The following is a 15,437-nucleotide window of genomic DNA, read 5'->3' as shown; positions in this document are numbered from 1 at the left end:
GGATTGATTGTCAGTTATTTCGAGCAACCTTCTCCACGGACAAAAAGCGATGTTCCTCTTCTTTCGTAAGTCGCATTAAGCGATTTACAGATCAGGTCAAGCTGATCAAACAACGAAAGATCCGTCAGATCTCCGGTAAACTTGCAGGCTTCAACGGCATCATTTTCAATGACGATATCGATTCCGTAAGCTTTTTCAAGCAGTGAGAAAGCTTCCTTAACCGGCGTTTCCAAAAACGTAAAACCATAGGCGACTTTTATTTCAGCGCGGTTTATTACCGGATTTTCAACAATAGCCAGTTCCATTTTTTTAGATTTTTTATCAAAAGTGATTTTCTGATTTCTGGTCAGGATTACTCCGTTGCTATTGGAAGAAGATTTTTCGGCTACTTCGTACACGGAAACGCGGCCTGTTGCTACCAAAACTTCAATGGAACGCGCATCATCATAAGATTTAATCGTAAAACTGGTTCCTAAAACCTGTGTTGCAAGATTTTCAGTAGATACGACAAAAGGCTTCGCAGGGTTTCTTTTCACCTGAAAAAAAGCTTCACCGTGCAGATAAACCAGTCTGCGTTCGGCACCAAAATGTTCAGGGAAACTGATACTGCTTTTCTCTTTTAAAATGACAACGCTGCCATCTTCCAGATAAACCCTTTGTGGTTTTTTTGAAGTGTTTTTTATTTCAACGACGCCCTGATTTCCCAATGTTTCAAGTTTCAAAACATCTGCATATTCCGATTTTTTCAAAAAGATCCAGCTTCCCAGAATAATCAGGACCGATGCAGCAATTCCTTTTATCCACGGCAAAAAACGAATGTAAACTGGTTCCCGAATCGTTTCGGAATATAATTTTTGCTTAATCCTTTTTCCGATTTTTTCTTTTTCGGCTTCAAAAACCGGCGATTCGTTGAAGGGATTATTTTCCAGATATTCGCTTATAAACTTCTCCTCATCCGGTGATTGTTCACCGGACAGGTATTTTTGTAATACTATATCAAAATCGAATTGATTCATTTTTCTATTCTGGTGTCTTGTTTCAATTTTGTGTGTGATAGATCCAGAGATGATCTTTTAAAACTTTTAGCGATTTGGTAATATGGTATTCAACCGCTTTTTCTGACAAATTCAATTCTTTCGCGATTTCCTTTACAGATTGATTTTCAAACCGGCTTAGCTGGAAAATTCTGCTCGTTTTTTCCGGAAGCTTTTTCAGAGCGTTGTCAAGCGCCTGTGAAAGGTCTGTGAATTCAGCAGGATTTTCGGTTAAAGCATTTTCATGCATCTTTTGTAAAATGACGTATTCCTTATACTTCCGCCAGGTTATTTTTGATTTGATGAAATTGGTGATCAAATTTTTCATCGAAATAATCAGGTACGAATTCAAATGCCTGATATTACTTTGTTCCCGACGATTCCAGAGGCTTTCAAATAAATCATGAACAAGCTCTTCCGCTTCTTCCTTGGTGCCGATCTGATGATAAGCGATACAAAATAACTTGTACCAATACCGGTCATAAATCTCCCCAAAGGCAATTTTGTTGCCTTCACTGAGTTTCATAACCAGCTGTTCATCAGTTAAAATTGGGCTCATCAAGTTTCCGTTTACAGGAATACAAAGGTAAGGTCAAACAAAGGTCAAAAACCCCTAACGAGTTTTACCATTTTTTTAAATTATTTTTTGAAGTCGGGGAAAGTTTCTGAATTTATTAATAGAAGTATTAATCTTGATACAAAAAAAGACCTCCCGAATCATTGGAAGGTCTAGTTGAATTTTCTGTAATCAAGCTGACAGCCGATCGCCGAAAGCCGAAGTATTTTTTACGCTGTTTTCGGTTTTACCATTTTGCTTTTAAGAAACTGAAATATCATCGGAAGCACTGAAAAACCGATGATGGCGAAAATAACCAACTCGAAATTTTTCTTAACAAACTCCTGATTCCCAAAGAAAAATCCTAATAAAGTAAGTGCCGGCACCCATAAAAGAGCTCCAAGTATGCAATAGACTATGTATTTTGAATAATTCATACTTCCTGCACCTGCTACAAACGGTGCAACTGTACGCACGATTGGAATAAAGCGAGCCATAATCACGGTGCTGCCACCATGTTTTGCATAGTATGCTTCTGTTTTTTCAAGATATTCTCTTTTCAGGAACAGAATCCGTTCCCGCTTTTTAATTTCTCCGCCAAACTTTTTCCCCATGAAATAATTCACGTTGTCTCCGAGAAGAGCAGCAATAATCAGGACTAAAATGATAAGCCAAACATTAAGTCCAGTTCCTTCATTAGCAGCAATTGCACCTGCCGCGAAAAGCAATGAATCGCCAGGTAGCAGCGGCATGATCACCAAACCGGTTTCTGTAAAGACGATCAGGAAAAGAATTACATAGGTAAGTGTACCATACTGCTGTACGATATCAAACAAATGCTTATCCAGGTGAAGGAAGAAGTCAATAAACTGCTTTAATAATTCCATGGCTTTAAAGTTTGAGCAATTATGTTATGAGATGAAAGATGAGTTAAAACAGTTATTTCGAATCAATTTTCCATTCCTTTTTTGTTTTTGCATTCAGGAAATGGTTAAAAGTATCGCCGCGTAATCCCAAACGAATCGTTTCTAATGGAATAAGCTCGCTTGGTGCGATATTTCCAAGATTTACGTTTGCGCCTAAAAGCTTGACAAACCAAACCTGCTGTGATTTCTGGGGTGCTTCCCAAAGCATTTTTTCAAAAGGAACCTGGGTTAATATTTCCTCTACCAAACCCTGACGAACTTCTCCGCTGGCTCTGAAAAGTCCAACATTTCCGGATTCTCTTGCTTCTCCGATTACTTTCCAGGCACCAGCTTCCAATTCAGAATTGATCAGCTGTATCCATTTATAAGGAGGAATTATTTTGTTTTCATCTTTTGATCCAACTTCCGACAGAACAGTCACTTGCTGAGCAAGTTTACGGATATATTCACATTTTACATCCTGCGCCATTTCCACAGATCCGTCGGAAACTTCGGCATATTTCAGATCATATTTATCCAGAAGTTTGCGGTAATCGTCAAACTGATTTCTTACTACAAAGGCTTCAAATAAGGTTCCGCCGAAATAAACTGGGATACCGGCATTTTTATATACCGCCAGTTTTTCATTCAGATTTGATGTAACATAGGAAGTGGCCCATCCCAGCTTTACGATATCTATAAATCCGGAGGCGCTGGAAATCATATCTTCGGTTTCCCTGATACTAAGCCCTTTATCCATAACCATCGTAATTCCCTTTTCACGAGGCTTTTCAGAACGGGAAGGAATTTGTGATAACGTAAAATTCATATTTGGATACTCTTTTAAGTCTTCGAAAAACTCGGGCAAAGGTAGCAATTACCTTTGATACGTAGCAATAAAATCCATAGTATTGACATGCTTCTCTGCGTAAATCTGTGTTAATTACTATTTTCCAATTATATACCGCTGTATATTTACTTTTCTTAATGATTAAATAAAATGAATGAATCTTTGAAGCCTGATCAGATCGACGACAAATTACGTCTGAAATATATGCAGACTTTTATCGGTAAACGGATGGAAGAAAGTCATTCGCCGGTAGGAAGGTGGCTAAACGGAACGCTGCTGGATATTCAGGAAGGAAGTATGAAAGTAGAGTTTGTGGTCAGAAAAGATATGTCAAATCCGATGGGGATTTTGCATGGAGGCATTGCGGCAACGATTCTGGATGAAGTTGTCGGGACGATGGTATATGCTTTGGGAAGAGAATTTGCTTTTGTTTCTGTAAATCTGAATTGCGATTTTTTGAATGCTGCAAGAGTTGGAGAAACTATTTTTGCCAGTGGAAATGTAATTCGCGCCGGCAAAAATATTGTGCATGTGGAGGGAAATATTGTGAGTGCGGAAGGGGTGATTATTGCAAAATGTACAAGTAATCTTCTTCAAACAGGACTAAAAATTCCACCGATCTCATAAATATCCCTGGGCTTGTAACTGGAATAATTCAGCATATTTTCCGTCAAGACTTAACAATTCGTCATGGGATCCGAATTCGATCAGTTTTCCCTTTTCAAGAAATAAAATCCTGTCCGCCATTCTGACGGTTGAAAACCGGTGGGAGATAAGCACCGCCATTTTTCCATGAATCAATTCACTGAAACGCTGGAAAACCTGATGTTCTGCACGGGCATCAAGGGCGGAAGTTGGTTCATCCAAAACAATCAGCTGCGCATCGCGCATGTAGGCGCGGGCCAACGCGATTTTTTGCCATTGACCGCCGGAAAGTTCGGTTCCTTCTTTAAATCTTTTTCCCAAAACCTGTTCAAAACCATTAGGAAGCTGGGTAATCAATTCATTTGCCATACTCATTTCTGAGGCGATCTGAATGGCTTCCTTATCATCAATATTTTCAATATCACCCACAGCGATATTGTCGGAAACTGTCATTTCGTAGCGGATGTAATCCTGAAAAATAATTCCAATATTAGCCCGTAAATCTGCCAGTTGGTAATCCAGAATATCAACTCCATCAATCAAAATCCGGCCTTCTGTAGGTTTATATAAACAGGCAAGAAGTTTTACCAAAGTCGTTTTTCCTGCACCATTTTCTCCAACCAGAGCCAGTTTTTCGCCTGGATTCAAAGTGAAAGAAAGATTCCTTATTGCCCAGAAATCGTTGTCAGGATATTTGAAACTGACATTTTCAAAAGTTATTCCTTTTTGAATCGGACGAGGAATTAATCTGCCATTTTCATTGGCCAGAATTGTCGGTTCAATTTCAAAAAACTCGAAAAGATCTTTCAGATACAATGCGTTTTCTGCAATTCCTGAAAAACGGCTCATGATACTTTGAAGCATTCCGTGCATTCTTTGGAAAGAACCGGAAAGAAAAGTCATAGTCCCGATGGTAATTATTCCGCTTAGGGTTTGTATCAACACAAAAAAGTAAGCGGCATAATAAGCGAGTGTTCCAATGGCTGATAAACCATATCCCCAACTTGCCCGACTGATCGAAATTTTACGATTCGCCAGATAATATTCTTCCGATAATTCTTTAAAACGTTTTGCCAGATAATTTTCCAGACCAAAAACCTTGACTTCCTTCGCCGTTTCGGCACTCGATCCGAGATATCGCAAATAATCAAGTTCCCGTCTTTCGGGTGTCCAGCTGCGGGTTAACGAATAGGTTTTTTCATTAAAATGTGTTTCTCCCAAAAAGGAAGGGATCACGGCGATAATGAGAATTAATATCAGCCACGGATTGAAAATGATCAAACCGGCTCCCAAAGAAAGTAATGTCAATATATCCTGAATCTGCGCCAGCGTTTGGGAAAGCAGTACCGTTCTTCCGGAAGTTTGCCGGCGGGCACGTTCCAGTTTATCATAAAAAATAGGATTTTCAAATTGGTACAAATCCAGTTTTGCGGCGTGATGAACGAGATCAACAGAGGTTTTATTTGCAACAAGATCGCCGAGTAAACTATCAAATAAATTTATACAGCGGTTTAGCAGATCTGAAATTATAGTCAGTCCAAGTTCTGCGCCTACAAGCAGCCACAGATCGTTATGCGAATCAGCACGGTTTCCGATTAGCCTGACCACTTCATCAATGATTTCCTTACCAATGTAAAGCATCAATAAAGGAAGCGCAGATTTGATCAGCCGGAAAAAAATATTTCCTAATGTCAGTAATTTGTTTGTTTCCCAGACGAGACGGAAAAATCTTGGAAGATTTTGTAGTGCGGAAAATCGCTTTTTAAAAGATAGGGACGAAGAGGCGGTTGATTTAAAAGATTGACTTGCAGGGATTTTCTTCAATATATATTATTAAGTTGGTGATGATGAAATAATCATTTTATATCGAAAAAAGTTCGCTGATTTTTAGCTTCTCTTTTGAAAAAGCAAACAGCGGGTCTGCTTAATTTATTACATTTTAAACGCTGAAACCTTACCTTTGAATTATGGAAAAAATATTCAGCGATTTGCCGGAAAGCCGTCAGCAGCAACTTATGGCATTTGACCGTTTGTTAACAATTATGGATGAGTTGCGGGAACAATGTCCCTGGGACCGCAAACAAACTTTGGAAAGTTTGCGACATCTGACAATCGAGGAAACGTATGAATTATCAGACGCCATTCTTGAAAATGATTTGCCTGAAATAAAAAAGGAGTTGGGTGATGTGCTTTTGCATATTGTTTTTTATGCCAAAATCGCTTCTGAAAATAATCCTGAAACGTCGATAAAGTTTGATATTGCTGATGTTTTGACCGGAATTTGTGAAAAGCTGATTTCCCGTCATCCGCATATCTACGGTGATGCAAAAGCGGATACCGAAGAACAGGTGAAGCAGAACTGGGAAAAACTGAAATTAAAAGAAGGAAATAAATCCGTTCTTTCCGGAGTTCCTGCGTCTTTACCAGCCTTGGTAAAAGCAATGAGAATTCAGGAAAAAGCACGCGGAGCAGGTTTTGACTGGGACGAAAAACAGCAGGTTTGGGCGAAGGTTGAAGAAGAATTACAGGAATTTAAGGAAAACTTCAATATTGAATCGGGCGAAGCAATTGACCAAAAAGAAGCAGAAGGAGAATTTGGCGATTTACTATTCTCACTGGTTAATTATTCCAGATTTGTTGATATTAATCCTGAAACTGCTTTGGAAAGAACCAATAAAAAATTCATCCGCCGTTTTCAGTACATGGAAGAAGCTTCCAAAGCGGATGGGAAAATGCTGACAGAAATGACTTTGACGGAAATGGACGAATATTGGAATCAGGCGAAAGCGCTGAAAGTTTAGGAGAAAATGCCTTACATATCATTCTCTCTCAACATTCTGATAAAATCATCTTCGTAAGCTTTTACTGCTTTCAATAATTCTTCCAGTTCTTTTTTCTCTGGTGTGCCCGGTTTTGCTCCGAAAATTTCATCAATTCTTTCGGAAGCTTTTTCGTAATCGCTTTCGTTTTTCAGTACCATCTTTTTGCTGCTTTTATCTGTTTTGATACAAAAATAACAATAAAAAGCCGACTCAAATGAATCGGCTCTTTTATTGTTAAATTCAACCTGATGTTCTAATATCCGTTATTTTGTGTCAAAGTAGGTTTTCCTCCCACCTGGCTGTTCAATATTTCCTGAATCGGAATAGGGAAATATTCATGTTTTCCTTTTACAAACTGAGCACCTTTCAGATAAGCACGTTTTGTGCCTTCAACAGCGTAATATGCGTTCATCGTTTCCGCAGCAATACCCCAGCGTACAAGATCGTAACGTCTGTTGCCTTCCATTCCCAATTCAAGACGTTCTTCAAAACGCACAGCTTTACGCGCATATGCCTGATCTGGCCATGGTGATGTATATTCTTTAATCACATAATTAGCAGCAGGTGTTCCGTCAGCATTTTTTACAAAACCTTCTGGTCTGGCAGCTCTCGCACGGATCTGGTTTACATATGCCCTTGCTTTGTCAAGGCTTCCGATTTCTGTTTCAATTTCAGCAAGCCAGAGCAAAACTTGTGCATAACGAATCATACGGAAGTTGTTGGCATTTAAGCGGTTATTTGAAGCAAAAGACGGATCTGATTTGTGAGAAACATGTTTCTTTGGAGAATATGGTCCTCCGTAAGTCTGGTCTCTGATGTAAGCTTTTCCAGGATGAACGCCCCAGTCAAGATATGGAATACCACGGCGACCAACTGTCCAGTCCAAACGAGGATCAAGCGGACCAGCATAAGGTGTAAACGGAGCAGTTGATTCAATTCCCTGGTCATTTGGAATATCGGAATCATCATAAGTATCAAGCAATGGCAACCCGTTTGCATCTGTTTTAAATGCATTAACAAGATTGTTAGAAGGCTGGAAAAATCCGCAGCAGGTAGTAAATGCACCACCGCCATATGGATAATTTAAAGTCGATCCGATATTTCCGTTTTCCCCACCAGCTGCACCGTCATTCACAGAATATTCTACTTCGAAAATTGATTCGGCATTGTTATTGGTACTAGCCTGGAAATTGTCGTGGTATTTAGCCATCAGACTATATTTTCCACTTGCTACAATTGCTTCAAGAATCGTTTTTGCCTCAGCATATTTTTTCTGGAACAAATATACTTTTGACAATAAAGCACCAGCTGCCCATTTTGTAGGACGACCAGGTTGTGATTGTGAGGTTGGCAAAACATCATATGCCGCTTTCAAATCCTCTTCGATTTTTGGATAAATATCAGTGCTGTTCGGTAATTTAGTACTTTCCAGATTGTTTGGATCGTACGTTTTGTCGTCGATGTAAGGCACCATGTTGTACATTTTCTTTAATTCAAAATGGTAGTTTCCACGAAGGAAACGAGCTTCTGCTGTTACCTGAGCGCGTTCTGCATCGGTAAAATCAGTTGCTTTTGCCAGGTTTTGAAGTACGTCATTTGAGCGGGCGATGCCGTCATACATACCTCTCCATTTTCCACGGAAATAAATGTTGTCAGAAGCAATGTTTCCGGTTTCAATTAAAGAAATCGGTGGCTGGTCACCTGCGTTGGTACCTTTGTGGGCGTCATCAGAAGCAACACTTCCGTAAACCCAGTTATCAGCACCAACGTTGTAGGAACGGTAAGCACCTTCGGCCGTTGCCCAACCGTCCAGAAGTGCATAAGCACCAACGAGTAGGGCATTCACACCGACTTTGTTTTGTAAGGTTGTTGAGCTAAGGGCCGCTTTTGGGTTGACGTCCAGAAACTTATCTGAGCAGGAACTTAGAATTCCCAGAATAACAGCCGAGAATAGTATGGCAATTTTTTTCATCTCTTTATAAAATTAAAGTTTTGCTAAGGTCAGGTGATTAAAAACTTACGTTTAGTCCAACGATATACTGTTTTGAAGCCGGATACGATCCGCCGTCAACACCAATCTGTCTGTCGTTACCGGCACCGTAGTTACGTAAATTGATTTCCGGATCCATTCCTGAATACTTCGTAATGGTGATCAGGTTTTGGCCCTGAACATAAATGCGGCAAGGTCCGAGTCCAAGTTTTGAAGCAATACTTTTTGGTAAAGAATAAGTCAGCTGAATATTTTTGAAACGGAAATAAGAACCTTTTTCCAAATAATAGTCAGAAGGAAGAATACTAACCTGATCGCTCGAATTCAGCTGAGGAAGGATCGCGTCAGTTTTGCCAGGTCTCCATGATTCGTTCAGCATGCGTGTACTTTTGTTACCGAAGAAAGTAGGGAAATCAGTCCAGTATTTTACGTAGTTGAAGATCTCATTACCCTGCACACCGGCTCCGAATAAAGCTAGTCCGAAGTTTTTATAATTCACATTGACATTAAGACCATAAGTGAATTTCGGGTGAGGATTACCAATGATGCTCAAATCTTTTGTATCAATTACGCCATCACCGTTAACATCAACAAATTTGAAACGACCAGCTCTGTTTTCATTTGCGCCAAGATTGTTTTTTGGCGCTTCTTTTGCTTCTGCATCAGTCTGGAAAATACCGTCATGTTTGTAACCGAAGAAGGATGATATCGGGTGATTTTGCTGTGTCACAACAAAGTTCTGGATACGCTCATCGTTGATACCAAAATACTGGGTATTAGGATCACCATTGGTTTTTGTTACCATGTTACGGTAAGTACTTACATTAGCTCCAACGGTATAAGTCAGGTCACCACCAAGCGTTGCGCCATTGTAGTTCAAACCAAGATCAACACCTCGGTTTCTCATAGAACCGATATTTTGGAAAGGTGCAGCAGCCACACCAGCAGTCAAAGGAGGTGATACCGGGAACAACATATCCGATGTTGTGCGTGTATACCAGTCTAACGCCAGGTCAAATTTCCCTTTGAAGAAAGCCGCGTCCAAACCTAAGTTGGTAGAAGTTGTGGTTTCCCATTTTGCTTTCACGTTACCAAACTGGATCAATTCATATCCCGGGATTGCAGAAGTTTTTGCTCCGTTTAAGTCATAGAAAGATAGCGCAGGGTTTGTGGCATATTGCGTAAACGAGTTGTAATTACCAATTTCCTGGTTACCAGTTTGTCCCCAGCCAACGCGAAGTTTGGCATATGACAACCATGACGCAGTTGATTTAGCGAAATTTTCCTCAGACAATACCCATCCACCACTTACAGCAGGGAAATAGGCAACTCGGTTAGCAGCGGCAAATCTTGAAGAACGGTCACGACGGATGGTTGCATCAAATAAATACCGGCTTTTCAAACCATAACTTGCACGTGCAAATTCAGAAGCCAGTCGCCAGTTTGCCGCACCACCGTTGTTGGTTTGAACACCAGTACCAGCGCTCAGATAACGGTTATCCAATGCATCAACCAGGAAGTTAGTACGTGTCGCATCAAAGTTTTCGTAGTAATTTTTGATAGACTCAGTACCGGCAATGATGTTGAATTTGTGAATGTTGTTCAGTACAATGTTGTAAGTCAATGTGTTGTACCAGGTCCAAGTCCATTCGTAGTTATTGGTAGTCGTCAAACTTTGAGTACTTCTTGCTTCCGCAGATTCAATATCTCTCGGCGTGTAGTTACGATAATTGTACAAGTTGTAGTCAATACCAAAGCTTGATTTTGCAGTAAGATTTTTAAGGATATCAACCTCTGCATAGGCATTACCAAACAAGCGAACTTCGTTTTGGTTATTATCTTTATTTCTAACCAAAAGAGAAACCGGGTTAACCGAGTTATCAATGTCTGTACCACGTGTTCCTGCAAAATTTCCGGCAACATCATAAACAGGAACAATCGGCGGAACGCGATAAGCAAAGGTGGTCGGGTTACTTTCGTTGCTATTTCCGTTTGGCTGCCCAACTCTTTGTGCATAACCAACCTGGAAATTCTGACCTACACGAATACGTTTTGTCACATTAAATTCAGTATTTGAACGTAAAGTATAACGTTTGAAACTTGTGTTGATCATGATACCCTGTTGATTGAAGTAATTCAAAGACATCGCATAACGGCCGCTTTCTGTTCCGCCAGAAACTCCAATCTGGTGATTTTGGATTGGTGCTGGCTGATAAATTTCTTTAAGCCAGTTTGTTCCTTCTTTATTGGCCTTTGTAATCAGCCATTTTGTTTTATTGAAATCAGCAGAGTTTACATCCGTGCTGTAATTGATATAAGTGCCATCCGGGTTTTTGGCAACTTTTGGATCACCTTCATAAGTTCCGGAAGGAAAAATGTAATCCGGGATTTGAGGTGTAGCTCCTTTACCAAACTGTGCATGCGTAGGATAGGTCAAGGATGTTCCGGCAGGAAATGCACCATCAACCATTTTTGCCTGGTTAATTGTGTTCGTTCTGGCTTCCCAGGTCAAATCAGCATATTGCTGCGTGTTCAGCATGCTCAGAAGTTTACCTGGACGTTGCGTGCCATAGTAAGTGTCATAAGTAAAAACCGGTTTTCCAACTTTTCCTCTTTTTGTTGTAATAATCACAACACCATTACCCGCACGGGATCCATAAATGGAAGCAGCAGATGCATCTTTCAAAATCTGCATGGATTCTATATCGTTAAGGTTCAGTGTGTTTAAAGTATTGGAAACACCGTTTGCCCCAACACCTTTCGTAGGAACGCCATCAACAACATATAGGGGTGAGTTGTCATTGATGGTTCCAAATCCACGAATACGTACAGAAACACCACCTCCAGGGCTGTTTTCATTACCAATTACCACACCCGGTACTTTTCCTTGAAGCGCCTGTCCAAGGTTGGTAGATGGTGTGCTTAATAATTGTTTGGCATCCAAAGTGGCTACCGCTCCGGTAATTTCCTTTTTGGATTGTGAACCATAACCGGTTACAACTACTTCACTCAGGTTTTTAATGTCATCAACCAGACTGACATCGATAACAGATTTGGTACCGACAACAATTTCCTGTTTGCCAAAACCTATGGAAGAATATACAAGTGTAGCACCAGTGCCTTTAAGGTCAATCGCATATTTCCCGTCCGCATCTGTTACGGTACCCGTAGTGGTACCTTTTACGGTGACATTTACACCAGGTAAACCAATATTATCAGTGGAGGAGACAACTTTACCTGTAACGCGTTTGTCCTGGGCTTGGGCAATACTACTGCTAAATATTGCCAGAAGCAATAAGGTAACAGCAAGAAATAAGAATCGTAAATTTTGTTTCATACGTGGGGATTTTGTTAGATGTTAAAAAAGTATTACTTATTGTCAAGATAATATTAAAAGTACTGATTCTTTATAACAAGTTGCTATATATAAGGTATTATTTTTATAATTAATATTAATATATAAATGGTTACTTATATACGTTTCATTGTAAATATTCAATCCGCAAACGTTTGCGAACGGTACTAATTCTAGCTTTCACACAATTTGGAATATGTTAAATCATATGAATAATCAGATGAGATTTTGCAACTCAACGACTATTTTTGTGGTTATCTATGGAGAGCATTACACGGATATAAATCAACAGGATCATTTTGAAAGATTTGAATGGAATTGAACTCGCAGAGCAGGACCTGATAGAAGTACAGGGCGCACGTGAGCATAATTTGAAAAATATTGATGTCAATATTCCACGGAATAAACTGGTCGTGGTGACTGGAATCAGCGGCAGTGGTAAATCTTCCCTGGCTTTTGATACGATTTATGCGGAAGGTCAAAGGCGTTATATGGAAAGTTTTTCAGCTTACGCCCGTGGATTTATCGGAGAAATGGAGCGGCCGGATGTGGATAAAATCAGTGGATTGTCGCCGGTTATCAGTATTGAACAAAAAACAACTTCGCGAAATCCGCGTTCAACCGTTGGAACAGTTACAGAAATTTATGACTTCCTGAGGTTACTATACGCAAGAGCAGGCGAAGCTTATTCTTATGTTACAGGCAGAAAAATGGTGAAGCAATCGCAGGATCAGATTGTGAACCAGCTAATGACACAGTTTTTAGGACAAAAAACAATTCTCTTAGCGCCTGCCGTAAAAGGAAGAAAAGGACATTACCGTGAGCTTTTTGTTCAGATTGCACGCTTAGGTTATACCAAAGTGCGTGTCGATGGAGAAGTGCAGGATATTGTTCCAAAAATGCAGCTGGATCGTTACAAGGTTCATGATATTGAAATTGTGGTGGACCGGGTTGTTCCAAAAACTGAAAAGGAAGATCCGCAGTCGAGATTCCGGTTGAGCCAATCGGTGGCAACAGCAATCAAGCAGGGAAAAGGTGCTTTGATGGTTTTGGATGAAAAGGGAGAAACCTACTATTTCTCTCAAAACCTGATGGATCCGGAATCGGGGATCAGTTATGATGATCCTTCTCCCAACAACTTTTCGTTCAACTCGCCTTATGGCTGGTGCCCTACTTGCCAGGGATTAGGTTTGGTTGAAGAAATTACGGAAGATTCCATCATGCCGGATCGTTCTCTATCCATTAGTAAGGGTGGAATTGCACCGATGGGAGAATATCGGGAAGCCTGGATTTTCAAACAACTGGAAGTTTTGCTGAAACCTTTCAAAGTAAATCTTACCACACCACTCGAAAAATTTCCGGAAGAGGCAATAAAAGTTGTGCTTTATGGAAGTGAGGAGCCTGTGGCGGTTCCTTCAAAAAAATATCCGGGAACAGAATGGGATACCAAATTTGATGGAATTATCAATTTCCTGAAACGTCAGCAGGAAACCGGAAATGATAAAATCCAGGATTGGCTTAAAGATTTCATGACCATCAATACTTGTCCGGAATGTAATGGCAAGCGTTTGAGAAAAGAATCTTTGCATTTCAAGGTAGACGGAAAAGATATTGCTGATTTGTCAAATCGTGATGTACGTGATTTGTCAAACTGGCTGGAAGGTCTTGAAGATCGGCTTGAAGAAAGACAAAAAATCATTGGTCACGAGGTTTTAAAAGAAATTCGGAAACGGGTTGGTTTCTTATTGGACGTTGGCCTTGATTATCTGACTTTGAACCGTGCCCTTCGTACCCTTTCGGGTGGAGAAGCGCAGCGTATCCGATTGGCAACACAAATTGGAACACAGCTTACCGGAGTTTTATATATTATGGATGAGCCGAGTATCGGACTTCATCAACGGGATAATGTCAGACTTATCAATTCTTTGAAAAGTCTGCGTGATCTTGGCAATACGGTATTGGTAGTTGAGCATGATAAAGATATGATGCTTGCTTCCGATTATATTGTTGATATTGGTCCGGGTGCAGGCCGTCATGGTGGAAATGTAGTAGGTGCCGGAACGCCTGAGGAATTTCTGAAAAACGGTTCTTCAACCGCTGATTATTTGAGCGGAAGACAAAAAATTGAAATTCCCAAAGTTCGTCGGAAAGGAAATGGAAATTATCTTTCATTAAGAGGATGTACAGGCCATAACCTTAAAAATGTGACAATGGCATTTCCTTTGGGAACGATGATTTCTGTTACGGGAGTTAGTGGAAGTGGAAAATCATCTTTGATTCACGAAACACTCTTTCCGTTATTGAACCATCATTTTTATAAGTCAAGAAGAGAACCGCTTGCTTATAAATCGATTGAAGGTTTGGAAAATATTGATAAAGTTATTGAAGTTGATCAGTCGCCAATCGGACGAACTCCACGTTCAAATCCGGCTACTTACACCAATCTTTTCACAGATATCCGTACACTTTTTGCAGAATTGCCGGAAGCTAAAATCCGGGGTTACAAACCTGGCCGTTTTTCTTTCAACGTAAAAGGCGGAAGATGTGAGGATTGTGAAGGTGCAGGAATGAAGCGTATTGAAATGGATTTTCTTCCGGATGTGCATGTGAACTGTGAAACCTGCAAAGGAAAACGTTTCAATCGTGAAACTTTGGAAGTTCGATTTAAAGGAAAATCTGTTGCGGATATTCTGGATATGACGGTTGAAACGGCTCTGGATTTCTTTGAAAATCAGCCCCGGATTTTGAGAAAAGTTCAAACACTTTTTGACGTAGGTTTAGGGTATATAACACTTGGCCAACATGCTACGACACTTTCAGGTGGTGAAGCACAACGTGTGAAATTGTCTGAGGAATTGTCAAAACGTGATACCGGTAAAACGCTGTACATTTTGGATGAGCCGACAACCGGTCTGCATTTTCAGGATATAAAACATCTTCTGGTGGTTCTTGACAAACTTGTTGAAAAAGGAAATACGGTTTTGATTATTGAACATAATCTCGATGTTGTCAAAGTCTCAGATTACGTAATTGATCTTGGTCCGGAAGGTGGGGCGTTAGGAGGAAAAATTATTGCCGAGGGAACGCCTGAAAAAGTTTCGAAAGTCAAAGGAAGTTATACCGGGTTTTTCTTAAAAGAGGAATTGAAAGGATGAGTTTTAGGCGTTAGTTATTAGCGGTTAGAATTTAGCTACTTATCGCGCAGTCAGGTTGAGTATGAATGCTCAGACCTGACTGTTTTTTTTACGTATCAATTTATTATATTTCCACGTACACTTGA

Annotated in this window: 11 protein-coding genes; 3 read left to right on the top strand and 8 right to left on the bottom strand. The window is 40.2% G+C overall.

What is annotated here, in order from left to right; genetic code table 11:
- Nucleotides 1-14 precede the first annotated feature (14 nt).
- The 4 genes from IEE83_RS25380 to IEE83_RS25365 form a co-directional block, all read right to left on the bottom strand.
- Nucleotides 15-1,016 (bottom strand): FecR family protein, encoded by a 1,002-nt coding sequence (locus IEE83_RS25380; protein ID WP_194123584.1) that lies wholly within the window; start codon nucleotides 1,014-1,016, stop codon nucleotides 15-17.
- Between the two features lie 22 nt (nucleotides 1,017-1,038).
- Complete coding sequence (locus IEE83_RS25375) at nucleotides 1,039-1,593, bottom strand: RNA polymerase sigma factor (protein WP_194123583.1); 555 nt, start codon at nucleotides 1,591-1,593, stop codon at nucleotides 1,039-1,041.
- Between the two features lie 227 nt (nucleotides 1,594-1,820).
- A complete protein-coding gene (locus tag IEE83_RS25370; RefSeq protein ID WP_194123582.1) occupies nucleotides 1,821-2,477 on the bottom strand; it encodes a DedA family protein in 657 nt (218 codons plus the stop codon).
- Nucleotides 2,478-2,529: 52 nt separating this feature from the next.
- The gene (locus IEE83_RS25365; RefSeq protein WP_194123581.1) at nucleotides 2,530-3,324 is read right to left on the bottom strand and encodes a phosphosulfolactate synthase; all 795 of its coding nucleotides are present in this window, start codon (nucleotides 3,322-3,324) and stop codon (nucleotides 2,530-2,532) included.
- Nucleotides 3,325-3,495: 171 nt separating this feature from the next.
- Between IEE83_RS25365 and IEE83_RS25360 the strand changes: the two genes are divergently transcribed.
- On the top strand, nucleotides 3,496-3,972 hold the full coding sequence (locus IEE83_RS25360) for a PaaI family thioesterase (RefSeq protein ID WP_194123580.1): 477 nt from the start codon (nucleotides 3,496-3,498) through the stop codon (nucleotides 3,970-3,972).
- Here IEE83_RS25360 and IEE83_RS25355 read toward each other — a convergent pair.
- Complete coding sequence (locus tag IEE83_RS25355; protein ID WP_228102073.1) at nucleotides 3,967-5,814, bottom strand: ABC transporter ATP-binding protein; 1,848 nt, start codon at nucleotides 5,812-5,814, stop codon at nucleotides 3,967-3,969. The genes IEE83_RS25360 and IEE83_RS25355 overlap by 6 nt on opposite strands.
- 143 nt (nucleotides 5,815-5,957) lie before the next feature.
- Here IEE83_RS25355 and mazG point away from each other — a divergent pair, with 143 nt between their 5' ends.
- On the top strand, nucleotides 5,958-6,791 hold the full coding sequence (gene mazG / locus IEE83_RS25350) for a nucleoside triphosphate pyrophosphohydrolase (RefSeq protein WP_194123579.1): 834 nt from the start codon (nucleotides 5,958-5,960) through the stop codon (nucleotides 6,789-6,791).
- An 11-nt stretch (nucleotides 6,792-6,802) separates the two neighbouring features.
- Here the strand turns inward: mazG and IEE83_RS25345 are convergent, their stop codons facing one another.
- The 3 genes from IEE83_RS25345 to IEE83_RS25335 form a co-directional block, all read right to left on the bottom strand.
- Nucleotides 6,803-6,970: a hypothetical protein gene (locus IEE83_RS25345; protein ID WP_194123578.1), complete on the bottom strand. Its 168-nt coding sequence runs from the start codon at nucleotides 6,968-6,970 to the stop codon at nucleotides 6,803-6,805.
- A 95-nt stretch (nucleotides 6,971-7,065) separates the two neighbouring features.
- The gene (locus IEE83_RS25340; protein ID WP_194123577.1) at nucleotides 7,066-8,784 is read right to left on the bottom strand and encodes a RagB/SusD family nutrient uptake outer membrane protein; all 1,719 of its coding nucleotides are present in this window, start codon (nucleotides 8,782-8,784) and stop codon (nucleotides 7,066-7,068) included.
- A gap of 37 nt (nucleotides 8,785-8,821) precedes the next feature.
- Entirely contained in the window at nucleotides 8,822-12,139 is a 3,318-nt protein-coding gene (locus tag IEE83_RS25335) for a SusC/RagA family TonB-linked outer membrane protein (protein ID WP_194123576.1), read from the bottom strand.
- Between the two features lie 317 nt (nucleotides 12,140-12,456).
- Here IEE83_RS25335 and uvrA point away from each other — a divergent pair, with 317 nt between their 5' ends.
- The gene (uvrA, locus tag IEE83_RS25330) at nucleotides 12,457-15,312 is read left to right on the top strand and encodes an excinuclease ABC subunit UvrA (protein WP_194123575.1); all 2,856 of its coding nucleotides are present in this window, start codon (nucleotides 12,457-12,459) and stop codon (nucleotides 15,310-15,312) included.
- The last annotated feature ends 125 nt before the right edge of the window (nucleotides 15,313-15,437 follow it).

The organism is Dyadobacter subterraneus (genome assembly GCF_015221875.1).
GTDB lineage: Bacteria > Bacteroidota > Bacteroidia > Cytophagales > Spirosomataceae > Dyadobacter > Dyadobacter subterraneus.
Note: the sequence above shows the minus strand (reverse complement) of the source record. Positions and strands in the feature narration are given on the sequence as shown.